The organism is Shimia sediminis (assembly GCF_003990645.1).
GTDB lineage: Bacteria > Pseudomonadota > Alphaproteobacteria > Rhodobacterales > Rhodobacteraceae > Shimia > Shimia sediminis.
Genome location: NZ_RYZK01000002.1, coordinates 25,908 through 47,511, shown reverse-complemented (window position 1 = coordinate 47,511; position 21,604 = coordinate 25,908). Strand labels below are relative to the sequence as shown.

At 57.3% G+C, this 21,604-nt stretch carries 20 protein-coding genes; 1 reads left to right on the top strand and 19 read right to left on the bottom strand.

All coding sequences use genetic code 11. From position 1 onward, the window contains the following. Positions 1-3: 3 nt before the first annotated feature. From EK369_RS04800 to EK369_RS04715, 18 genes are all read right to left on the bottom strand, one after another. Complete coding sequence (locus tag EK369_RS04800) at positions 4-1,275, bottom strand: ABC transporter permease (RefSeq protein WP_127112571.1); 1,272 nt, start codon at positions 1,273-1,275, stop codon at positions 4-6. Positions 1,276-1,384: 109 nt separating this feature from the next. Further along, on the bottom strand, positions 1,385-2,473 hold the full coding sequence (locus EK369_RS04795) for an ABC transporter substrate-binding protein (RefSeq protein WP_127112570.1): 1,089 nt from the start codon (positions 2,471-2,473) through the stop codon (positions 1,385-1,387). 73 nt (positions 2,474-2,546) lie between these two features. Next, on the bottom strand, positions 2,547-3,644 hold the full coding sequence (locus EK369_RS04790) for an ABC transporter ATP-binding protein (RefSeq protein WP_127112569.1): 1,098 nt from the start codon (positions 3,642-3,644) through the stop codon (positions 2,547-2,549). Positions 3,645-3,770: 126 nt separating this feature from the next. Beyond that, complete coding sequence (locus tag EK369_RS04785; RefSeq protein ID WP_127112568.1) at positions 3,771-4,496, bottom strand: maleate cis-trans isomerase family protein; 726 nt, start codon at positions 4,494-4,496, stop codon at positions 3,771-3,773. Continuing rightward, on the bottom strand, positions 4,493-5,647 hold the full coding sequence (locus EK369_RS04780) for a M24 family metallopeptidase (protein ID WP_127112567.1): 1,155 nt from the start codon (positions 5,645-5,647) through the stop codon (positions 4,493-4,495). Before EK369_RS04780 ends, EK369_RS04785 begins: the two co-directional genes overlap by 4 nt. Beyond that, on the bottom strand, positions 5,644-6,693 hold the full coding sequence (locus tag EK369_RS04775) for a pyridoxal-phosphate dependent enzyme (RefSeq protein WP_127112566.1): 1,050 nt from the start codon (positions 6,691-6,693) through the stop codon (positions 5,644-5,646). The genes EK369_RS04780 and EK369_RS04775 overlap by 4 nt, the downstream gene beginning before the upstream one ends. Before the next feature lie 177 nt (positions 6,694-6,870). Then, a complete protein-coding gene (locus tag EK369_RS04770; RefSeq protein ID WP_127112565.1) occupies positions 6,871-7,737 on the bottom strand; it encodes an urea carboxylase-associated family protein in 867 nt (288 codons plus the stop codon). Between the two features lie 26 nt (positions 7,738-7,763). After that, positions 7,764-8,921 (bottom strand): acetylornithine deacetylase, encoded by a 1,158-nt coding sequence (gene argE / locus EK369_RS04765; RefSeq protein ID WP_127112564.1) that lies wholly within the window; start codon positions 8,919-8,921, stop codon positions 7,764-7,766. 2 nt (positions 8,922-8,923) lie between these two features. Next, positions 8,924-10,108, bottom strand: a complete 1,185-nt coding sequence (locus EK369_RS04760) for a M24 family metallopeptidase (protein ID WP_127112563.1) — start codon at positions 10,106-10,108, stop codon at positions 8,924-8,926. Between the two features lie 327 nt (positions 10,109-10,435). Further along, positions 10,436-11,179, bottom strand: coding sequence for an SDR family oxidoreductase (locus tag EK369_RS04755; RefSeq protein WP_127112562.1), 744 nt, complete (start codon positions 11,177-11,179; stop codon positions 10,436-10,438). 92 nt (positions 11,180-11,271) lie between these two features. Then, complete coding sequence (locus EK369_RS04750) at positions 11,272-12,723, bottom strand: aldehyde dehydrogenase family protein (protein WP_127112561.1); 1,452 nt, start codon at positions 12,721-12,723, stop codon at positions 11,272-11,274. Continuing rightward, positions 12,713-13,189: a hypothetical protein gene (locus EK369_RS04745; protein WP_127112560.1), complete on the bottom strand. Its 477-nt coding sequence runs from the start codon at positions 13,187-13,189 to the stop codon at positions 12,713-12,715. The genes EK369_RS04750 and EK369_RS04745 overlap by 11 nt, the downstream gene beginning before the upstream one ends. Beyond that, entirely contained in the window at positions 13,186-14,781 is a 1,596-nt protein-coding gene (locus EK369_RS04740) for an ABC transporter ATP-binding protein (protein WP_127112559.1), read from the bottom strand. Before EK369_RS04740 ends, EK369_RS04745 begins: the two co-directional genes overlap by 4 nt. Next, positions 14,778-15,599 (bottom strand): ABC transporter permease, encoded by an 822-nt coding sequence (locus tag EK369_RS04735; protein WP_127112558.1) that lies wholly within the window; start codon positions 15,597-15,599, stop codon positions 14,778-14,780. Before EK369_RS04735 ends, EK369_RS04740 begins: the two co-directional genes overlap by 4 nt. Then, positions 15,596-16,543: an ABC transporter permease gene (locus tag EK369_RS04730; protein WP_127112557.1), complete on the bottom strand. Its 948-nt coding sequence runs from the start codon at positions 16,541-16,543 to the stop codon at positions 15,596-15,598. The genes EK369_RS04735 and EK369_RS04730 overlap by 4 nt, the downstream gene beginning before the upstream one ends. Positions 16,544-16,549: 6 nt before the next feature. After that, positions 16,550-16,960 carry a (R)-mandelonitrile lyase gene (locus EK369_RS04725; protein WP_127112556.1) on the bottom strand — a complete coding sequence of 137 codons (411 nt, stop codon included), beginning with the start codon at positions 16,958-16,960 and terminating at the stop codon, positions 16,550-16,552. 63 nt (positions 16,961-17,023) lie between these two features. Then, complete coding sequence (locus EK369_RS04720; protein ID WP_127112555.1) at positions 17,024-18,511, bottom strand: ABC transporter substrate-binding protein; 1,488 nt, start codon at positions 18,509-18,511, stop codon at positions 17,024-17,026. 29 nt (positions 18,512-18,540) lie between these two features. Then, complete coding sequence (locus EK369_RS04715; RefSeq protein WP_127112554.1) at positions 18,541-19,848, bottom strand: acetylornithine deacetylase/succinyl-diaminopimelate desuccinylase family protein; 1,308 nt, start codon at positions 19,846-19,848, stop codon at positions 18,541-18,543. Between the two features lie 176 nt (positions 19,849-20,024). Between EK369_RS04715 and EK369_RS04710 the strand changes: the two genes are divergently transcribed. Then, positions 20,025-20,564, top strand: coding sequence for a PAS and helix-turn-helix domain-containing protein (locus EK369_RS04710; protein WP_235871345.1), 540 nt, complete (start codon positions 20,025-20,027; stop codon positions 20,562-20,564). Positions 20,565-20,646: 82 nt separating this feature from the next. Here the strand turns inward: EK369_RS04710 and rfbA are convergent, their stop codons facing one another. After that, positions 20,647-21,522 carry a glucose-1-phosphate thymidylyltransferase RfbA gene (rfbA, locus tag EK369_RS04705; RefSeq protein WP_127112552.1) on the bottom strand — a complete coding sequence of 292 codons (876 nt, stop codon included), beginning with the start codon at positions 21,520-21,522 and terminating at the stop codon, positions 20,647-20,649. Between the last annotated feature and the right edge of the window lie 82 nt (positions 21,523-21,604).

Genomic DNA, 21,604 nt, shown 5'->3' with positions numbered 1-21,604 from the left:
TTCTTATCCCAGTTTCACGTTGTCGATGCCTACGATCTTGTCATAGGCCCAGTAGAGGATCAGCACGACCGCCAGCAGGATACTGCCCAGTGCTGCGGCCAGACCCCAGTTAAGCGAGCTCGAGATGTGGAAGGCGATCCGGTTCGAGATGAAGACACCTTTGGTGCCGCCAACCAGTTCCGGCGTGATGTAGTAGCCGATGGACAGGATGAAGACGAGGATTGAGCCCGCCCCGATACCCGGCACCGACAGCGGGAAATAAACCCGCCAGAATGCCGTCCAGTTGGTTGCGCCCATCGATTTGGCCGCACGCAGATAGGTCGGCTGGATGGTCTGCATCACCGAATACATCGGCAGGATCATGAAGGGTAGCAGGATATGCGTCATCGCAATGATGGTCCCCAGCTGGTTGTTGATCATCACCAGCCGCGCGTCATCCGCCACAAGTCCCAGCCAGACGAGCACATCATTGATGACCCCCTGTTGCTGCAACATGACTTTCCAGGCCGAGGTCCGTACCAGCAGTGATGTCCAGAACGGCAAGAGTACGAGGATCATCAACAGGTTCGCCTTGGCCGCGGGCAGGTTCGCCAGAATCCACGCCACCGGATAGGCCAGCACGATACACGAGCCGGTGATAATCAGCGACATGATCAGCGTGCGTTTGAACAGGGTGATGTAGATGCGTTCGGACTCGGGTCGGATCTCGGCTCCGTCTGCGCCCTTTTGCATGTCGGCCGCGTTCAGGAAGTATCCATTGGTGTATTTCGGACTATAAGTCTGGATTGTGCGCCACACATCCGGGTCGCCCCAGCCCTTGGCAATCTTGATGAACTGTTCCTTGAAAGGGCCGTCCGCCTCAACATCCCACTTCTTGGCCTTGCGACCAGCCTTGCGGAACAGCGAGCTGATGCCAGGCGTTTCATAGTTCAGGCGGCTGCCGACACGTGTATGGGTCTTGGCCTTGGCGGCGTCATGCAGGTCAGCTGCAAGCGCGGTATAGACCGCTTCGTCAGGCGCCACGCCCGAGGCCGCATCCCACGACTGCAACGCGACGACGGTCCTTGGCAGGGTGGTGGCGACAATATCATTCTCGACCGACCGGAACAGCATTTGTCCGATTGGGATAATGAAAGTCAGCAAAACAAACAGCAGCAGCGGGGCAATCAACGCCAATGCGCGCATTTTTTGCAAGCGCAGTGCGCGGTTCAAGCTGCGTTTCAATGGCGTTCCGTCAGCGGCCAGTACCGGGCCCGATTGGGTTGTGTCGCTCATTGATGGTCCCCGTTCTTTGTCTGAAGTGCCGGCTTTTTGATCCGGCTTGTTTCTTTTCAGAGTGGTGCGAAAAGGCGCAGGGCGCCTTTCCACGGTGTTTCGAGTCGACTTATTTGGCCAGCCATGCCTGGAATTTTGCGTCCAGATCATCGCGGTTGTCGGCCCACCATTCGTAGTCATAGATGTGCACGTTGCCAGCGTTGGCCGGGTCGGTTGGCATGTGAGGCGCCATGTCGATGCCGAGGCTGGCGTGCTTGCCAACCAGCGGAGCCGACGATTTGCGGGCCGGACCGTACGAGATGTACTTGGCCTGATCTGCCAGACGCTGAGTGTCGGTTGCAAAGAACAGATACTCCAGCGCGCGCTGCTTGCGCTCGTCGCTCAGACCGGCAGGAATGATCCAGCCATCAAGGTCAAAGGACTGCATGTCCCAGAGCATGCCGATCGGCTGGCCCTGTTCAGCAATGGCCGAGAACAGACGACCGTTAAAGGTCGACCCCATCACAACTTCACCGTCAGCCAGCAGCTGCGGGGTTTCCGCGCCTGCAGTCCACCAGACAACGCTGTCTTTGATGGTGTCCAGTTTGGCCAGACCACGCTCAACACCTTCGGGGGTGCCCAGCACGTCATAGATGTCTTCCTTGGCAACGCCGTCGCAGTACAGAGCCCACTCCATGTTGTCGATCGGACGCTTTTGCAGCGAACGCTTGCCGGGATACTTCTCCAGGTCAAAGACATCGCAGATCGACGATGGTGGAGTGTCACCGACCATGTCGGTACGATACCCGAAAGTGGTCGAGTACACGATCTGCGGTACAAAGCAGTCGCTGACGATCAGGTCACCAAAGTCTTCGGTGGCCGAAGTGCCGTCAGGTGCGGCTGCCAGAACGGCATCATGGTCCAGCTCTTCCGCAAGACCTTCGTCACACAGACGCATCGCGTCCGAGGCCACAACGTCGACCACATCCCAGGTCACGTTGCCGGCTTCGTTCATCGCGCGGATTTTGGCCACGGCTTCTGCCGAGCTGTCATCATTGATGATAGTGATGCCGGTCTTGGCGGTGTAGGGCTCGTGATAAGCCAGCTGTTGCGACTTTGAATAAGAGCCGCCCCATGACACGATGGTCATTTCCTGCGCAAAAGCAGATGGCGCCACCAGCGCGGCGGAGATCGCCAATGCTGTCACTTTGGATTTCATGTTATAACTCTCCTTGTTGAACTTTCTTCTTTGTTGTTCCGGGCTTGCCCCCGGTTGCACGCAAGAATGCCGGTTAGGCATCCAATGCGCGACAATCTTCCGGCAGCCAACCCACTTCGATCTGCTGTCCGGGTTGCAAACGTACCTGATCGGGCGCGTTGCGGGTCTTGATGATGAACTCGTCATTTCCGGCGACGCGCAGACGCGTGCGGAAGATGTCACCCATGTAGATGAACTCGAGCACCTCGGCCTTGACCGTGTGTGTGCCTTCCTGCAGGCGGTCCTTGTTGAACTCGACCCGCTCTGGGCGGATCGATACACGGGTGCGATCGCCTACACCCACGTTGATCGGGTTGCAGTCGATCAGCTCGCCGTCGTCCAGCTGAACAAGGGCCACGTTGTTGTTGATCTCTTTGACCGTGCCCTCGAGCGTGTTGTTTTCGCCAATGAACTGCGCCACGAAACTGTTCTGCGGTTCTTCATACAGCGTGTCCGGCGGTGCCAGCTGCTGAATGCGTCCGTCATCAAAGACGGCCACGCGGTCGGACATCGTCATCGCTTCGGTCTGGTCGTGGGTCACATAGACTGTGGTAATGCCAAGACTATGCGCGAGATGTGTGATCTCGAACTGCATCTTTTCGCGCAGTTGCTTGTCCAGCGCGCCAAGCGGTTCGTCCATCAGCACCAGTTCCGGCTCAAACACCAAGGCTCGCGCCAGCGCAATGCGCTGCTGCTGGCCACCCGACAATTGTGCCGGACGGCGACCACCAAAGGCCCCCATTTCGACCATGTCGAGTGCGCGCTTGATCTTTTCTTCGCGCTCAGACTTGCCCATCTTGCGCACTTCAAGCGGAAAGCCGAGGTTCTCGGCAATCGTCATATGCGGAAACAGGGCATAGTTCTGGAACACCATTCCGATGCCGCGTTTGTGCGGTGGAATATTGTTGATCGACGTCCCGCCAAGGCGGATATCGCCGTGGGTTGCGGTCTCGAACCCGGCCAGCATCATCAGACAGGTTGTCTTGCCAGACCCAGAGGGCCCGAGCATCGTCAGAAACTCGCCCTTCGGCATGGACAGGTTCAGGTCCTTAACGACGAGCGTCTCGCCGTCATACGATTTCTGCACGCGCTCGAATTCCACGAACGCGGCGTCACTCCCCTTATCGGCCACGTGGCCTCCCATGTTGTTGTGGGTCGATCATGTGCCGACCTTTGTTTTTGACAGGCCCCATTAAAGAGCAAGGCCTACGGATCGTGCAAGCCCTTTGATTCCACCCCTTGTCGCAATTGTATGAAATCAAAAGGTTCTTTCCTGATTTTGTTCAACGAATCGGCGCATATGCCATGCCAAAGCCTGATTGCTGGACATCACAGGTTTGCCGATTTCTTTCTCAATCTCGTGCAGGGCGTCGATCGTGCGCAGATTCGTGCAGCTCAGAAAAACCGCTTCGACGGCAGAATCACGTCCCAGGGTCACGGCCGCTTCGATGATCGAAGCCTGTGAGAGTCGCACCACCTTGGCCTCTTCCCGGACGCCAAAGGTTCCGAACACTTCCATCGAGACCCCCTGCCGGGCGAAGGCCGCGCGCAACGTTGCGTTGACCTCTTCGATATAGGGCGACAACAGCGCGAAACGTGAGACGCCACGCGCCCCGGCACAGGCCACCGTCGCGCGCAACGGATCGGTCACATGTTCCGTATTACAAGTACGTTTCACCATGGCTTCCACGGTCTCAGACCCGATCACCGAACTGCCCGAGGTGCAGCCGTAACCGACAACGCGAAAGGCGCGCGCGGCAGGCAGCAATGCGGCTGCGGCCGGCAGGTTGGCCTCCATCGCCGCGAGCGTTTCTGTCGTGACATCCTCGCCACTCGGCACGCGGGTCACATACAGCGGCCCCTCATAATCCCGAAAGTAACGGGAAAACTCCGGTTCGATGGTTTCATCGGTCTGCAAGGCCACCAACCCGATGGGCGGGATCGCGGGGTCGTCTTGGTCCAGCGTATAGGGCAGAGTTGTCATAGCACGATCATCTCCCGGCCATAGCGCGGCGACAGGAAGCGTGGTGCGCCTTCGGTGATCAGGATGTTCTCCTCATGCACCACGATCCGCCCGTCCGCTCCCTTTGTGGCGATTCCGGGTTCCAGCGTCAGAACCATGCCCGGCTCCAGCACCGTGTGATCCGTTGCGATCAACGAAGGCCACTCGGTCAACGACATGCCCAGTCCGTGCCCCAGACGCCCCGCATCAGTGCCTTCACCACCTGCTTTCAGCACCTTGTTCATCGCGTGAAACACATCTGAGGCCGTGGCCCCGGGACGTGCGGCCTCGGCGCCTGCGTCCGTGGCGTCGATCAATTGCCCATGGGCGTCGGCGGCTTCTTTGCTGGGGGTGCTGACAGACCAATTCCGGTCGTAGTCGCAGAAATAGCCGTCATGCACTAACCCAGTGTCCAGCATCAAGACATCCCCCGCCGCCAAGGGCGTCGGCGTTGCGGGTGATATGACATCCGCGTACCCCCCCTGACCGGCACCTCCGGCCAGATAGGGCACCCAGTCTGCACCTTCTTCGAGGCACAGGATTTGAAACTGGCGAAAAATCCGCTCCAGAGGCACACCCTCTGCCGCAATCTCCGGCACGCGCGCATAGCTGCGTCCGGCGATGGCACAGGCCGTTTCAATCTTGTCCACCTCTGCCGCGCTCTTCACCATCCGTATGGCCCGGATCAACCCGCTGTCGCCACAAATCTCTCGCGGCCCGATTGCCTGCCGCAGACGTTCCAGATCGGCCAACGGCATCCGCAACTGCGTTTCATGTCCATCCGGCAACCCAACCTTGGCGCCCACGGGGACAACCTCGCGCAAGGTCTCTGCCAAGAGGCTCACGCCATCGTCTGCCAAGTCCGGCGCGCTCCAGCATCGAATGTCGTCGATCCAGGTTTCCCCCATCAGCGCTGCGCCGATCGAGGGGATCACCGCGATCGGCTTGCCACTCGCCGGAACGACCAGGAACCAGGGGCGTGTCGGACTCTCCCAGAAACGGGTCAGATAGCCGGTGAAATAGCGCACCTCCGGTTCCGTTGTCAGCATCAGGGCGGCCAGACCTGCCTCGGCCATCAGGCCTTGCGCCCGCGCGCAACGGGCTTCGAACTCGCTTCGCGCAAACCCCCTCATTCAGGGGCCTCCGACAGGAAACACAACACGCGCGACGTCTCGGTCACGGCAACAGCCTCACGCACCTCGCCTGACATCACTGCCGCAATACCAGCCCCACCCGAGGCTGTTGTCTCCAAACCTGCCGCTGCCATGGCTGGCAGATGCATGGCCACCTCGTCATCGCTCACGGTCACAAAGTAATCTGCATCCCGTGCCAGGCCATTGAGAGCGATCAACGACGGTTCCTTGCAGTCGAGCCGCCCCATGATGCTGTCGGGACCATCGGCATAGACCGCCTTGCCCTCGATGACACTTTGCATCAGGGCAGGGGCTGCGTCGGGTTCCACCACGACAATGGTTGGATCGTCACCCCAGCGTTTGCGCACATAGGCTGCCACCGCACCGGCCAGCCCGCCAACCCCGGCTTGCAGGAATACATGTGTGGGCACTTCCGGACACTGGCGCACGGCTTCGTCCGCCATCTGCAAGTAACCTTCCATCAAGGTATATGGCGCTTCGGTGTAACCATCCCACGAACTGTCCGATAGCAATGTCCAGCCCTCGGCCTCGGCCGCTGCCAAGGCTGCTGCCATTGACGCCGCATAGTCGGCGCCTTCGCGTACCACCCGCGCGCCTTGCGCACGCAACCGGTCTGCAAAGCTTTCCGGCACAGTTTCGGCAATGTAAATCACCGCCTCAGCGCCGAATGCCCGCGCCCCTGCCGCGACACTCATCCCATGATTTCCGGCACTGGCCGTCACATATGTGTGCCCTGCCAAGCTACCCCGTCCCGGTGCATGGCCCGCCGCGTCAACTGCCTGACGTGCGATTACATAGGCAGCGCCGAGCGCCTTGAACGAGCCAAGGTTCATTCGCGCCCGCTCGTCCTTGACCCACAAGGCTGCCACTGGCGCTAATCCCTCGGTCACGGTCAAAGGGGTTTCCCCGGTCGAAGGGCATTGTTTCAAAAGAGAGGCCACGCGTGTCTCGTCGGTAGACGGATACGGCGCATTGGAGGCGAGCCTGTCGCCGCCGCGGTGTGGGTTCTTCATGGCCTGTGCCATTGGCGGCCTCCTTGATGGTTTCGGGCGTCACCCGGTCAGATTTCCGCCACGCTGTCACATTCTGAGTGATGTGGGGAGTCTTTTGCGTGGCACGTTCATAAAACGTGGTTTCGGCACTTTCGGTGCAAATACCGACGTAATACCGACGTAATACCGACTTGATACAGATGCGGTTTTTCAGTCTTTGCCGTGGCTTCGGTCATAGGCGCTCGGGGCGGGTATTTCATGCGCCGCGCGTGCTGTTTCGCCGGGATCAAACACTTCGACCAGCAGGGGGTAGCATGCCGCCTCATCCGACGAGTGTTCTGCCGAGCAATCCCCACCCGGACAGGCCGAAAGCCCCACCAGAAGGTCGATTTCGGCGTGGAATTCCAGATAGTCGCCAGGCCGTACCGGGCTGGCCTTCATAAAGTATTGACCGGTGTCGCGGGCAAAGCCTGTGCACATGAAAACATTAAGAACATCATGTACATAGCGCTCTGCCTCATGCAGCGGCAGACCGGTGTGCCCGGCCAGCGCACGGGTCAGATTCGAGTGGCAACAGTAGTGATAGTTGTCTCCAGACAGCAGCCGCCCGGTATAGGGATCACAGCGCGTGCCAATGACGTCATGCACCGAGCCGCCAAAGGCATCGAACCCATACCAATCCAACGTATCGTCAATGATCGTCGCCATGGCCCGCATGTGTGGAAACGACGACCACATCCGATCCCCCGTCGACAAGTGTGTTCCATGCAGGGCCCGCGTTTTCCCCGAATAGAACTTTTCGTCTAAATCTCTGAGATTCCATAGGTTTAGGTCGCCTACCTGCGCGCCTTCAACTGATGAAATACGAAAGAAAGCACCTGCCGGAACCTCGATGCACCCTGCATCCCGGGGCTGTACCAGTACCTCCCCTGACTTAGTCGCCTGTGCCCTGACTGTGCGCAATCCCGCCACATCAACCGGCGGCAGGGATTCAGGTGGATAGCAGATCACCGGAGCAATATCCCGCCGGGTTGCCGCGTCATTCGGAGCAGAGTGGTTGGGGTGTTTCAACTTCACGGAGTTACCTCATTCCTTGCCCGGTGTCACACCAGCTTGGTTGAAAGTTTTTCTAGCATTTCAAGACATTGCGCCATTTGTTCTATGGACACATATTCGTCTGGCTTGTGCGCCTGCTCAATGGACCCGGGGCCGCAGACCACGACGCTCATGCCCAGTGTTTGAAAGATTCCAGCCTCGGTGCCAAAGGGCACAACCTCCGCGCCATTGGCCCCGGTCAGTGCCATCACAAGGTCGCGGGCTTCATTGTCATCCATCGGCTCCAGCCCGTCGACTTCGCCAATCACCTCGGTCTCGATCCCTGCTTCTGGGTGCACAGCCTGCATTGCTGGCATCAACTCGTCCGCACAATATAGATGCAAAGCGTCCTTGACGTAGTCAGCATCTTCTTTCTGCACAGGGCGCATTTCCCATTCCACTCGGGCCTTGCCCGGGATCACATTGTGTGCGACGCCCCCGACCAAAGCACCTGTGTTGATAGTTGTCCATGGCGGATCAAAGCGACTATTGACAGGGGCGCGGCCCCGCAGGTTTGCCTTTAGCTCCAAAAGCTTACCGACATACCGTACCGCATATTCCACGGCGTTTACACCTCGGTCGGGGCCGCTTCCGTGCCCCTCGAGCCCGGTGAAATGAGTGGTGTATTCATAGCAACCCTTATGCCCCTCAATAACCTGCATCGAGGTTGGCTCTCCGATAATCGCGATTGTAGGTTTCAAGCCCTTGGACTGCAGCATCCCAGCCAGTGCCTGAGCCCCGAAGCAGCCGATCTCTTCGTCATAGGTAAAGGCGAAATGTAGCGGGCGTTGAAGGTCCAAGGCCGCGTAATGTGGCGCCATGGCCATCACTGCGGCAATGAACCCCTTCATGTCGCAGGTGCCGCGCCCATACCATTTGCCATCCCGTTCCTCAAATATGAACGGATCGCTGGACCAGTCCTGATCCGTGACCGGCACAACGTCGCAATGACCCGATAAAACGATGCCGCCGTCGCGCATGGGTCCAAATGTGGCGAATAGGTTGGCCTTGGATCCAGTTTCATCATGCCAGATTTCCACCTTGGCCCCGCAGGCTTGCAACTGCTCGGACAGGAATGCGATCATGTCCAGATTGCTGTTTGACGACACTGTGGGAAAGCTGACCAGCTTTTGCAGCAGGGCTTTGGTTTGCTCTAAGGGCGGCACAGTCAATCCTTCACAAACAACTTCCGCTCGACTTTACTGAGGGCTTCTGCCGGACCGTCTTCGGTGATGACAATGGTCTCGGTAGTCTCCAACCCCCAGCTGTCCATCCACAGCGCAGGCATGAAGTGAAACACCATTCCGGGTTCGAGAACTGTTTTGTCCTCACTGCGGAGTGATGCCGTGCGCTCCCCCCAATCCGGCGGATAGCTAAGTCCCACCGGATATCCCATGCGTCCTTCGCGATGGATGCCGTGCTTCGCCAGAACCGACATGAACGCCTCGACAATATCACTGGTCAGGTTGCCCGCGCGCGCCGCGTTCAGGCCGGCACTGATGCCCTCAATTTGCGCCTGTTCCGCGTTTCGCATCTCTTGTGGAGGTGTGCCAAGGTAAACGGTCCGGCAAAGCGGCGCATGGTAACGGCGATAACAGCCTGAGAGTTCAAAAAATGTTGCTTCCCCAGCTTTCATCGGCGCCCCATTCCACGTGAGGTGGGCCGCCGTGGCATCGAGCCCCGACGGGGTCAATGGGACAATCGCCGGATAATCCCCCCAATCGTCGTCAACTCCGGTTATCCCTGCATGAAAAATATCTGCCACCAGGTCGTTTTTGCGAACTCCGGGCGCAGCACGGTCAATAGCGGTTCGGATCACCTTATCTGAAATTCGGGCAGCCCTGCGGATAAACGAGATTTCTTCGTCCGACTTGATCAGGCGTTGCCAGTTTACCAGTGCGGTTGCATCTCCAACGCTTGCATTCGGCAGCTCCTCGCACAGAACGGAATGAGCTTTGGCCGAATAATAATAGTTCTCCATTTCCACGCCGATACGCGCACTTTCGTAGCCGAGTGAACGAATATGTTGCGCGAGATCCTGCATGGGGTGGCGTTCGGTCGACTGCACGAAATTGTCCGTGTAGCCAATGACATTTTCCGCGGTCATCCAGCAGGTTCGTCGGCCACCTATGGCGTCCATCTGCCGTCCCCACCAGATCGGCTCTCCTTCCAACCCGAGCAGGACGCCTTGGTGCACATAAAATGACCAGCCATCGTACCCGGTGAGCCATGCCTGGTTTGATGGATCGGCGACAAAAAGCAACTCGAGCCCCTGGAGTTCCATAGCCTTACGGGTTTTGACGATTCGCCGATCATACTCGGCCTGGCTGAATGGGGCATGTTCGATGGGCATTAGGACCTCATGCATTCGTGCGAGGGGCGCCAGGCCTTCATCGAATCAATGAAGGCGGGGCGACCGGTGTGTCATGTTAGTGGGAGATTGCTATTTGGGAATAGAGACGTTCAGCCCTGCATATCGCCAGCCGAAATTGGACTTTGGACTTAACGTGCACCGGCACAACCTGACAGCAGCCAGTATTGTTTTGCTGGGGGACCTGAAAGGCCGGGATCAACTGAGAAGCAATAAATCCCAGCTGTTCGAAGGATAGATGACAGAAGACAGGTTTTGTTCTCTGTTTTGTATCGCGGTTGCGCTTGATCCGCGTTTGGAACGACCAGCCTAAATGCAGCGCCCTCCGTCGACTTCCATAAGCACGCCGGTGATCATGCTGGCCTCGTCCGAACACAGGAAAGCAGCAGCGTTGCCCATGTCTTCGGGCTGCGAGAAGCGCCCCAAAGGGATCGTGGACAGAAACTTGGCGCGAACTTCGGGGGTATCTTCGCCCATAAAGCTTTTGAGCAAGGGCGTTTCACCGGCTACCGGATTGATGGCGTTGACGCGGATACCATGGGGGGCAAGTTCCACTGCCATGGATTTGGTGGCGGTGTTCACCCAGCCTTTGGACGCATTGTACCAGCTGAGGTTGGGCCGGGGCGAAAGGCCCGCGGTGGAAGAGACATTCAAGATTGCGCCTGATCTACGTTCTTTCATATGCGGAACAAGGGCGCGGGACAGCAGAAAGATGGACTTGCAGTTGACGTCCAGGACCCGGTCGAAATCATCTTCGCTGATTGTCTCCATCGCTTCAGGCAAGTGCGTGACGCCTGCGTTGTTGACCAATATGTCAACGTGACCCCATTGCCCAAGCGCGTAATTGACCATGGCCTGTACGCTGTTGCCATCGGCGACGTTCACGGCACATGGGGTCGCGTTCGCATGTTCCGATGCCTTTGTTTGTGCTGCTTCGGCGTTGATGTCAGCTACAAGAACCAAGGCGCCTTCTGCCAGGAATTTGTCGACGATCCCGGCACCAAAGCCTTGGGCGCCGCCGGTAATGATTGCTGTTTTGTTTGCAAGACGCATGGGGTGTCTTTCTTATTTGTTGCGTTCCGTCTGAGGTGTTGTCGGTGACGTTGGCGGACGCTTTCGGGGAAGAAAAAGTGATTGGCCGGGCGTTAGCCGTGCAAGGCGGCAACGGTTTTAAGCTGGGAGAAGTGCAATAGGGCTTCGAACCCCTTTTCGCGGCCATGACCGGATTTGCCGGTGCCGCCAAAGGGCAATTCGACGCCGCCACCGGCGCCATAGTTGTTGAGGAAAACCTGTCCCGAACGCAAGGCGCGCGCCAGACGCATCTGGCGGGCACCGTCGCGCGACCAGACGCTGGCAACAAGACCATAGTCCGTGCCATTGGCAATGCTTAGGGCTTCTTCCTCGGTATCGAAAGGGATCAACACCTGCACGGGACCGAAAATCTCGTCCTGAGCCAGTGTGTGGTTGGCAGGCACATCGGCAAAAAGTGTGGGCGCAACATAAGCCCCGTTGGCTGGCGCATTTGAGACAATCTTACCTGTGGCAGCGGTTTCAAGGTCGCTGCCTTTGTCGATAAAGCTTTGCACGATGGCTTGTTGCCGCGTGGAAATCAGGGGGCCAAGTTCCAAGTTCTCTGTCGCCGGTGCAGCGCGCAGATTGCCATAGGAGGCCGACATGCGAGCGCGGACTTCGTCGTAGACCGGGCGCTGCACAAGGATACGGGATGAGGCCGAGCATGTCTGACCTGCATTTTGGATGCCAGCATTTACCAGGAACGGCAGGGCGGCGTCGAGATCCGCGTCGGAAAAGACCAGTTGCGGAGACTTGCCGCCCAGTTCCAGCGTCACTGGAACGACGTTTTTTGCAGCGGCCGACTGTATCAAGCTACCCGTCGCAACGGACCCCGTGAATGAAATATGCTGGATGCCGGGATGTTCAGCCAGTGCGGCGCCTGCCTCGGCTCCAAGACCAGGCACCACGTTGAGCGCCCCGGCAGGCAGCCCAGCCTTTTGCGCCAGATCGGCAAAGGCCAGCGCGGTGAGGCAGGCTTCTTCGGCTGGTTTCAACACACAGGCGTTCCCCATGGCGAGCGCCGCCCCAACCGAGCGGCCAATAATCTGCATGGGATAGTTCCAGGGCACGATATGGCCGGTCACGCCGTAGGGCTCGCGCAGAGTGTAGACCGTGTAACCATCGAGATAAGGGATCGTCTCGCCGTGAATCTTGTCAGCGGCGCCTCCGTAAAACTCGCAATAGCGGGCGAGTGCGATCACGTCGTTTCGGGCTTGGGTCAGGGGCTTGCCCACATCCAATGCTTCGAGCAAAGCCAGAGTGTCGATGTGTTCCAACACCAATTGCCCCATGCGTGTCAGAATGCGCCCACGCTCGACAGCAGTTGTCCGCCCCCATTCGCCCATTCGCGCCGACTGGGCCGAAGCAACCGCGGCATCAATGTCAGCCGAGGTGCCACGAGCGATTGCGGTGAGCGAGGTTCCGTCTGAGGGGTTTGTCAGATCCAGAGTGTCTCCGGTAGCGGGCGGCACCCATTGGCCGCCGATCAGGCAGAGGGAGGGATCAAACCAGAGGTCAGGCAGCATCGATGTCTCCAGCAATTGAGAATGTTAACTTTGTAGATTGGTTTGGCAGGTCGGGCGCGTGTTCCTGCAACACGGACACATTGGGAATGGCCCTGAGGACCGATTGCCAAAAGCCCGCCGCGTGTGTGCTGGCAGCGGAAATGCCGAGAGACCATGTTCCGGGGCGGTCCTTGAACAAGGCCGTCACAGCCTGCCGTCCAATGCCTTTGCGTCGAAGGGGTGCAAAGATGGTAAACTCGCGCAAGGTCAACTGTCCGGGCGGGGTTTCTTGGACCACTGTAAAGCCCACCCTGGACTTGTCGTGCACAATCCAGTGGCTTTCATGGTCTGGCAGACATAGCGCCCGATCGGCGATCAGTTCGGCAGACAGCGCAATATCTGGTGCGACCTCGTCAAGGTAGGTGTCGAGATGCGCCACGAAGCAAGGCTGGTCTTCGGCCCGGATTTGAGAAAGGTGTACAGTCATGCTGCCCCTTGGCCGACAATGGGTAGAACGGGGGCAGCATTTATCAGCGTCTGTGTGTAGCTATGCTGCGGGTTGGAAAAGACCTCTTGGGTTTCACCCTGCTCGACAATTTCCCCCGCCTTCATCACCAGGACACGATCGGTGACGGTGCGCACGACCGAAAGATCGTGCGAAATGAAAAGATATGACAGATTGTGCGAGCGGCTGAGGTCAGCAATCAGATCAAGGATCTGGGCGCGGATCGAAACATCGAGTGCTGAGACAGCCTCGTCAAAGATAATCAGCTCAGGTCGGATGATCAGGGCTCGGGCGATGGCAATGCGTTGGCGTTGTCCTCCGGAAAACTCATGGATGTATTTGCCCGCATCAGAAGGTTGAAGCCCGACTGCCACCAGCGCTTCTGCAATGGCCCTATCGCGGGCCTCTCCGGTGGGCGGGTCGGGCATCAGGTGAAATGGTTCTGTGATGATCCTCGCGACCTTGTGGCGGGGATTGAAGCTGCCGTAAGGATCTTGGAACACCACTTGGAGACCTGAACGCAGGGCTGGATTTTGGCCTGGCCCAACCTCTTGCCCAAATGCAGTTATCGACCCCGATTGAAGAGGTTCAAGTCCAAGAATGGCGCGTGTAAGTGTTGATTTACCGCAGCCGGATTCACCAACCAGTCCCACCCGCTCACCATGATGGATCGTGAACGAGATTTCATTGACTGCGCGATGATATTGCCGTGGCGCGAAAAGTTGGGTGCGGGGCAGGACATAATCCCTTACCGCGTTCCTGACCTCCAGGATTGGTTCGGGGACTTCCGCGCGTTCGGGCAGATTGACTTGGTGGCCAGAAGCTTCGAACAGAGCACGGGTGTAGGGGTGTTTCATTTCTTCAAAGAGCGCACGGGTTTTGCCCTGTTCGACAATCTCACCGTGGCGCATGACTACGATGCGGTCCGCCATCTCTGACACTACAGCAAGGTCATGCGTGATCATCATCAATCCCATACCAAATTCGACCACCAGCTCTTTGAGAAGGTCGAGGATCTGGGCTTGGGTGGTGACATCGAGCGCGGTTGTGGGCTCGTCGGCAATCAAAAGACGCGGGCGCAGTGCGATTGCCATAGCGATAACAACCCTCTGGCGTTGACCGCCACTGAGCTCGTGAGGATAGCGTGACAATGGAAAACGATCAGTGGGAAGACCGACGCGTGTAAGCATTTCTCGGGCTTGCTCTTCCGCTTGGGCACGCGTCATTGTGGTGTGGATCTGGATAGTTTCCATCACCTGGTCCCCGATGGTTTTCACCGGGTTAAGCGCGGTCATCGGCTCCTGAAAGACCATGCCCATATCCTTACCCCGCATGGCACAAAGCTGAGGTTCTGTTTGTGCAAGCAGATCGAGATCGCCCAAAAGGATGGCACCTTTGGTTTCGGCGCTTTCGGGCAACAGCTGCATCGTGGCAAGGGCCGTCATGGATTTTCCTGAGCCGCTTTCGCCAGTGACGGCGACGATTTCACCAGGGGCAATGGAAAATGAGACGTTCTTGAGGATTTTGTGCGGGCCGATCGACAAGGACAGGTCTTCAATTCTGAGCAAGGTCATGACCGCACCACGCGAATTTTCGGGTCAAGCATATCTCGCAGGCCGTCTCCCATCAGGTTCAACCCAAGGACGGCAAATACAATGGCGAGCCCGGGAACAAGTGCGAGGTGGGGCGCAAAGCTGACCATGGTCTGAGCATCTGCCAACATGCGGCCCCAGGAAGGTGTTGGCGGCTGGGCGCCAAGGCCAACATACGAGAGACCCGCCTCGGCAAGGATGCCAAGCGAGAATTGGATCGTGCCTTGAACGATCAAAAGGTTCGCGACGTTGGGCAGGATGTGCTCAAAACTGATGCGGATTTTACTTTTGCCCGCAACGCGCGCAGCAAGGATGAATTCGCGCTCCCAAAGCGACAGTGCGCCCGATCGCGTTAGGCGGGCAAAGACGGGTATGTTGAAAATTCCGATGGCAATAATGGCATTGATGGCGCCAGCACCCATGATGGCCGTAATCAGGATGGCAATGACGAGGCTTGGGAAAGCAAAGACCAAATCATTGCCGCGCATGATTATCTCATCTGCCCAGCCACCTTTCTTGGCGGCTGCCCAAAGACCGAGTGGCACGCCCACGCCCATGCCAATGCCCACAGCGACAATGGCCACGGCCAAAGATGTTCGGGCCCCGATCATGATCATCGAAAAGATATCTCTCCCGAAATGATCTGTTCCGAACCAATTCTGGGCGTTCGGCGTTTTTAGCTTGTTGGGGATGTCCATCGTTGTGATGTCGTAAGGCGTCCAGAAGAAGCTGACGAAAGCTGCAACGAGCACGATCATGCACAACAGGCCACCGATAAAGAGATTGCGAGAGCGGATCATGTACGTGCCCTCAGGCGGGGATCAACGGCGGCATAGGCGAGATCGACAATGAAATTCACAAGGATCACGGCAAAGACCAGCAACATGACCACGCTTTCCACCACGATAAGATCGCGGGCCGAGATGGCCTGAAAGATCAGGCGGCCAAGTCCAGGTAGGAAGAACACCTGTTCAATGATGATACCGCCCGCAAGTAAAAAGGCGAACTGCATGCCAATGATGGTGAGCACCGGGATAAGTGCATTCCTGAGCCCGTGGCGCCATAAGGCCTGGCGCCGAGAGAGGCCTTTGGCACGGGCAGATCGCATAAAGTCCTCGCCAAGGATATCCAACAGGGACGAGCGCATGACCCGTGCAAGGATAGCAGATTGTGGCAGAGCCAGAGCGATGGCTGGCAGTGTGAGAGATTTCAATGCCAGCCAAAAACCTTCGTCCCAACCCGGGAAGCCTCCTGCAGAAAACCAACGCAGATTGATAGCAAAGACCAATACGAGCATCATGGCGAACCAAAAGTTAGGCACAGCGACGCCCAGCTGGGTTGCGCCCATGACTGCCATGTCTCCGGGTTTTCCCCGGCGCGCAGCGGCATAGATGCCCGCAGGAAAGGCAATAATTGTGGACAGCGCCAAAGCATAGAGTGCCAGAGGCAACGAAACCCACATACGGTCGGCAATCATCTGACCCACCGGTGTGCGGTAGGTGTACGAGGTTCCAAAATCACCCCGCACCATGCCGCCGATCCAGTTCAGATATCTTTCAGCCTTGGAAACATCCAAACCCAATTCGGACCGGAGGGCAGCGACCGTGTCTGGTTGTGCATTGATGCCCAGCATAAAGGATGCCGGATCACCAGGAGCTACTTCGATCACTGCGAAGATCACCAGCGAAGCGACTACGAGGCTGATGGCAAGCGACAAAAGGCGTTTAAGGGCGTATCGCAGCATGGTTGGTCAGGCCGGGGGTGCTAGGTAATCTTGGTCTGTGACGTGCTCTAGCCAGTCCGCCGCCGATCCATCGAGGGCTTCCTGAATGGCAAGGTGCTCCATCGCAACATTTGGCGCGGCACCGTGCCAATGCTCCACCCCAGGCTCAATCCAGACTGTGTCTCCTGCGCGCATGACCCGCGGGCGCTCACCACGTACCCCATAAAGTCCAACACCAGAGAGAACATGCAGCGTTTGCCCCAGCGGGTGGGTGTGCCAGGCGGTACGCGCGCCCGGCTCGAACGTCACTCGCAACGCATTCACGCGGGAGGGCGGATGGCTGTCGATCACCGGGTCCATCCGAACACAGCCGGTGAAGTAGTTTTCGGGCGCTACGCGGCTCGGACGCATACCTGCCGGGAAAAACTCTGTAGCCATCAACCCATCCGTTCAATTAGGTCAGGAGCCCCGCAAGTGGGACTCCCTGATTTTTGGGCAGCCTCAGTCAGCCCAGCTCATCGCGGGCAAATCGACTGCAGCGGTCGGCGCGTTCTTCCAAAGGCCCTGTACCCCGGCCTTGGCAATGGTCGGTGTGGACAGCTGGAAAAGATAGCCGTTGACGTAATCCTCGGAGATCATTGTTTGCAGGGTGGCCGACATCTCGGACCGCTTGGCTGGGTCCGTGGTGCGATTCAGTTCTGCATAAAGCTCCTGGAAGGCCGGATTGTCATACTGGAAGTAGTAATCAGGCCGGGCATAGATGCCGATGTCAAAAGGTTCGGTGTGACTGACGATGGTCAGGCCATAATCTTTGCCACGAAACACCTGTTCCAACCATTGCGCCCACTCCAGGTTCGAGGTCTCGGTTTCGATCCCTACGGCGCGCAGCTGTGCGGCGATGATCTCGCCTCCGCGACGGGCGTATGAGGGGGGAGGCAATTTCAGTGTGGTGGTGAACCCGTCTGGAAAACCCGCTTCGGCCAACAGCTGTTTGGCCATTTCCGGATCATATTTCGAATTGCCAGTCAGGTCGACATAGTCGGGGTGGTGTGGCGCAAAGTGGGTGCCAATGGGGGTGCCCATGCCGAACATGGCACCGTCGATGATGGCTTGACGATCGATTGCGTGAGCAATGGCTTTGCGCACTTTGACGTTGTCGAGCGGCGCCATCTTGTTGTTGGTCGACAGAATGGTTTCACCCTCGGTGGCGACATTCAGCACCTGAAAGCGCGGATCAGCCTCAAACTGTGGCACGTTTTCCGGGGCCGGGTAGCCGGTAAAGACATCCACGTCCTCGGCCATTACTGCGCCAAAAGCGGCTGTGGGGTCCGAGATGAATTTAAAGGTGGCTGACTTGATTGCAGGCGCTGCACCCCAATAGCTGTCACTTGCCACCAGTTCGATCTTGTCGCCCTGCACCCAATTCGAGAACTTGTATGGGCCCGTGCCAACCGGATTGGTTTTGATGTTTTCAATGCTTTCCGGTGCAACGATCACAGCGTCGCCCCAGGCCATGTTGAAGAGAAAGTTCCCGTTCGGTTCGCTGAGTGTGACCTTGACGGTTGCCGCATCCACAACGTCGACGCTGGCAATAGATCCAAACAGCGCCTTTTGCGCATTGGCGCTGTCTTCGGCGCGGGCACGATCAAGACTGAACTTAACGTCTTCTGCATCCATGGCAGAGCCGTCATGGAAGTTCACCCCGGAATTCAGGTGGAAGGTATAGGTCAGGCCGTCCTCGGAGATGTCCCAGCTTTTGGCCAACGCGGGTGCAATGGAGCCGTCATCCATAAAGCGGGTCAGGCCTTCGAAGATGTTGATGTAGACCACCGAGTCAATTGCCTGCGCTGCTGCGCTGGTTGGATCGAGGTGCGGCGGTTCAAGTTGCATGGCGACAGTGATGTCGTCCTGCGCGGCTTGCGCTGCCCCGAACCCTGCGCAGAGGGCAATGGCGCTGGCCATGGCCAGTTTCCCAGATAGAAAGCTCATATTAGTTCCTCCCTTGATATTCCTAAAGCTCAGTCATTGTCTGTTGGTAGCAATAGCTGCGCAAGGCTGTGAGCCATAACCTTTGCACTATCCAGCATGTCATCAATGCCAATGTACTCGTCCGGCTTATGTGCCAGCTCAAGAAGACCTGGCCCATAGGCGATACAGTTCTTCAGCTTGCCGATACGATCAATATGTTTTTGGTCGTAGGTTCCTGGCGACGCAACGTACTCGGGTGATTTTCCAAGGATTTCGGTGATTGAACGATCCACGGTGGATACGACCGGCGCGGCCTTGTCTGTCATGGACGGCGCAACGTGGTTCACTTCTCGGATATCAAATCGGAAGTTTTCTCGGTTGGTTTCCAAGTCCTTTAGAATTGCCTCAATTTCTCCAGAGACACCGGCATGGGTTTCCTCTGCCAAGTAGCGGCGGTCGATCATGATGCGACAGCTGTCGGGCACACAGTGCGCAGGCAGTCCGGTGTAGTCTTCGGCCTGTTCGGGTTGGCCGCCATGAATCGAGTTGATGTTCATTGTTGAAGAGCGAGCGCCTTCGGGGACAACAGGCATGTCCGTTGTGCGTGCAGCCATCGCGGGGAACAGATCTGTTTCGAACTTGTCCAAAACTGCTCCCATGTGGCGCACTGCGCAATCTCCGAGAAAGGGCATGGCACCATGGGCGATTTCGCCAAACGTTTCAATCTCGGCCCACCAACCTCCTCGGTGCCCCAAGCAAATTCGATCCTTTTGCAATGGTTCCGGGATGATCACATGCTGAACACGTTCCGGAGCAAAAAAACCCTTCTCCGCCAGATACGCCACACCACCATAGCCGCCGGATTCTTCATCAGCTGTTCCGGATATCTCAATGGCACCGGCGAAATCGGGAAACTCCTGGATAAAGGCTTCGGCGGCGATGATTGATGCGGCCAGCCCACCTTTCATATCGCATGCGCCACGGCCATAGATCTTGCCATCGGACACTTCGCCGCCAAAGGGATCAAAGGTCCAGCCAGCGCCAACTTCCACCACATCGGTGTGCGAGTTAAAGTGCACGCATTCGCCGGGGCGGCGCCCTTCCTTACGAGCGACAATGTTCCAGCGTGGGTATTTTTCGCTGTCCCCGGGCGCACCAATGGCGCGGACCAGTTGTGTTTCAAATCCATGGGCCGAAAGCCGGGCATCCAAATAGTCACAGATGTCCCGATAGCAATCGCCCGGAGGGTTCAGCGTGGGGATGCGAATGAGATCCTGGGTGAGCGCCACAAGATCATCGCGCAGGGCATCGATTCGTTTGATCAGACTTGAGAGGTTTTTGGTAGTTGTCTCTGGCATCTAGTGGTTGTCACTTTGATCGGCAGGGCTAAGCATATGCAGGAGCGCAAGTGCATTGGCGGGTTACGGTGGTCAAACTGGCAGCGACGACGCGCTGTCTTTGAGTATAGTGATCATGCGGCATTGCATGGTACGGTATCAACACCGTAGGAGTACGGTGTTGGGAGAGCATAACTGTGGATCTGGATCATCTCGCATATGAGTACGCGCCCGTCGGAATTGTACTGACGGAGCACAGGGTTATTAAGGCCTGTAACGCCGCCTTTGCACAAATCCTAGGGTACGAACGAAATGCTCTCATAGGGCAGTCTTTTCGCGTGCTCTATGGGTCAGCCGACGAGTTTGAGAGGGTTCGCGATATTGGGCTGGTGCCTTTGCAGAAAAACAACCTCTATACTGATGAACGTATGATGCGGCGCCGTGACGGCAGCCCCTTGTGGTGCAGATTTAGAGCCCAATCTTTGACACCGGACGATCCTTTGGCGCAGTTGGTAATGACCTTTGCGATAATTTCTGAGACCCCACCACTGGCGCTTACTCGTCGCGAGCGGCAGGTTGTCGGGGGGCTTGGGCGTGGTTTGACAAGCAAAGAGATTGCCCGGGAACTGGACCTGTCGCCCAGAACGATTGAAGACGTGCGCGCGAGGTTGTTAAAGCGTTTCGAGGTCAAAAATGCGGCCGAGCTACTTGGTCGCCTAACGTATTTGACACCTTAGGTGGCGTACGTTGGCGTGAAGATACAATCGAAATTAATTTCGACCGATCTTAGCGCCAGAGTTCCTTTACTCCGTGCCAAGTCTAACCTTTCAATAACCCCAGCAAATATTGGCCATACGAGTTCTTAGACAATGCCGATGCCCGAGCATGCAGTTGGCTTGCATTGATCCAGCCCTGAGCATAGGCAATTTCATCCGGGCTTCCGACTTGCATTCCCTGACGTTCAGAAAGCGTGCGTACAAAGTTTCCAGCGTCGAGCAAACTCGCATGCGTCCCGGTGTCCAGCCACGCATAGCCACGCCCCAAGTTTCGAACACTCAGGGTTTCTTCAGCAAGATACATCTCTAACAATGTAGTGATCTCAAGTTCTCCGCGTGCAGACCGGTTCACAGCTTTTGCACGTTCCGAGGCCGTCTCATCGAGAAAGTAAAGACCGGCAACTGCAAATGGAGAAGGAGCGACTTCAGGTTTTTCGATGATCGCCCGAACCGTCCCGTCTGCGTCAAAGTCCACTACCCCATAGCGCTCTGGGTCGCTGACACGATAGCCAAACACTGTACCACCATTGGTGTTTGCGTCCGCAATCGCCAGCTCCTGTGGTAACCCATGGCCAAAAAAAATGTTGTCACCCAAAACCATGGCAGAAGGGGCACCTGCCAAGAACTGCTCTGCCAGCAAATAGGCCTGCGCGAGCCCATCTGGGGATGGTTGAACAATGTACGTCAGCGATAGGCCCCACTGGCTACCATCCCCCAGAGTGCGCTTGAATTGTTCCTGATCACCCGGAGTGGTTATTATGGCGATTTCCCGAATGCCGGTCAGCATCAGCACGCTCAGCGGATAATAAATCATCGGTTTGTCATATATCGGGAGAAGTTGTTTAGAGACACCAACTGTTACTGGATAGAGCCGAGTGCCTGACCCTCCGGCCAGAATAATTCCTTTTCGTGTGCTCATCTTGCGTAGCTCATGAATTTGTTTCTCACTTCTCGCCCAGCAATCTAACCGTTACATTTTGCGCGTGAACCTTAACGCTTAG

Excerpts from the sequence above, each read along its gene's own strand:
- rfbA (WP_127112552.1), bottom strand. The coding sequence starts at position 21,522 with ATGAGCACACGAAAAGGAATTATTCTGGCCGGAGGGTCAGGCACTCGG.
- EK369_RS04750 (WP_127112561.1), bottom strand. The coding sequence starts at position 12,723 with ATGCTGCCTGACCTCTGGTTTGATCCCTCCCTCTGCCTGATCGGCGGC.
- EK369_RS04730 (WP_127112557.1), bottom strand. The coding sequence starts at position 16,543 with ATGCTGCGATACGCCCTTAAACGCCTTTTGTCGCTTGCCATCAGCCTC.
- EK369_RS04735 (WP_127112558.1), bottom strand. The coding sequence starts at position 15,599 with ATGATCCGCTCTCGCAATCTCTTTATCGGTGGCCTGTTGTGCATGATC.
- EK369_RS04785 (WP_127112568.1), bottom strand. The coding sequence starts at position 4,496 with ATGACAACTCTGCCCTATACGCTGGACCAAGACGACCCCGCGATCCCG.
- EK369_RS04720 (WP_127112555.1), bottom strand. The coding sequence starts at position 18,511 with ATGAGCTTTCTATCTGGGAAACTGGCCATGGCCAGCGCCATTGCCCTC.
- EK369_RS04795 (WP_127112570.1), bottom strand. The coding sequence starts at position 2,473 with ATGAAATCCAAAGTGACAGCATTGGCGATCTCCGCCGCGCTGGTGGCG.
- EK369_RS04755 (WP_127112562.1), bottom strand. The coding sequence starts at position 11,179 with ATGCGTCTTGCAAACAAAACAGCAATCATTACCGGCGGCGCCCAAGGC.
- EK369_RS04760 (WP_127112563.1), bottom strand. The coding sequence starts at position 10,108 with ATGCCCATCGAACATGCCCCATTCAGCCAGGCCGAGTATGATCGGCGA.
- EK369_RS04740 (WP_127112559.1), bottom strand. The coding sequence starts at position 14,781 with ATGACCTTGCTCAGAATTGAAGACCTGTCCTTGTCGATCGGCCCGCAC.
- EK369_RS04725 (WP_127112556.1), bottom strand. The coding sequence starts at position 16,960 with ATGGCTACAGAGTTTTTCCCGGCAGGTATGCGTCCGAGCCGCGTAGCG.
- EK369_RS04780 (WP_127112567.1), bottom strand. The coding sequence starts at position 5,647 with ATGAGGGGGTTTGCGCGAAGCGAGTTCGAAGCCCGTTGCGCGCGGGCG.
- EK369_RS04745 (WP_127112560.1), bottom strand. The coding sequence starts at position 13,189 with ATGACTGTACACCTTTCTCAAATCCGGGCCGAAGACCAGCCTTGCTTC.
- EK369_RS04775 (WP_127112566.1), bottom strand. The coding sequence starts at position 6,693 with ATGGCACAGGCCATGAAGAACCCACACCGCGGCGGCGACAGGCTCGCC.
- EK369_RS04800 (WP_127112571.1), bottom strand. The coding sequence starts at position 1,275 with ATGAGCGACACAACCCAATCGGGCCCGGTACTGGCCGCTGACGGAACG.
- EK369_RS04715 (WP_127112554.1), bottom strand. The coding sequence starts at position 19,848 with ATGCCAGAGACAACTACCAAAAACCTCTCAAGTCTGATCAAACGAATC.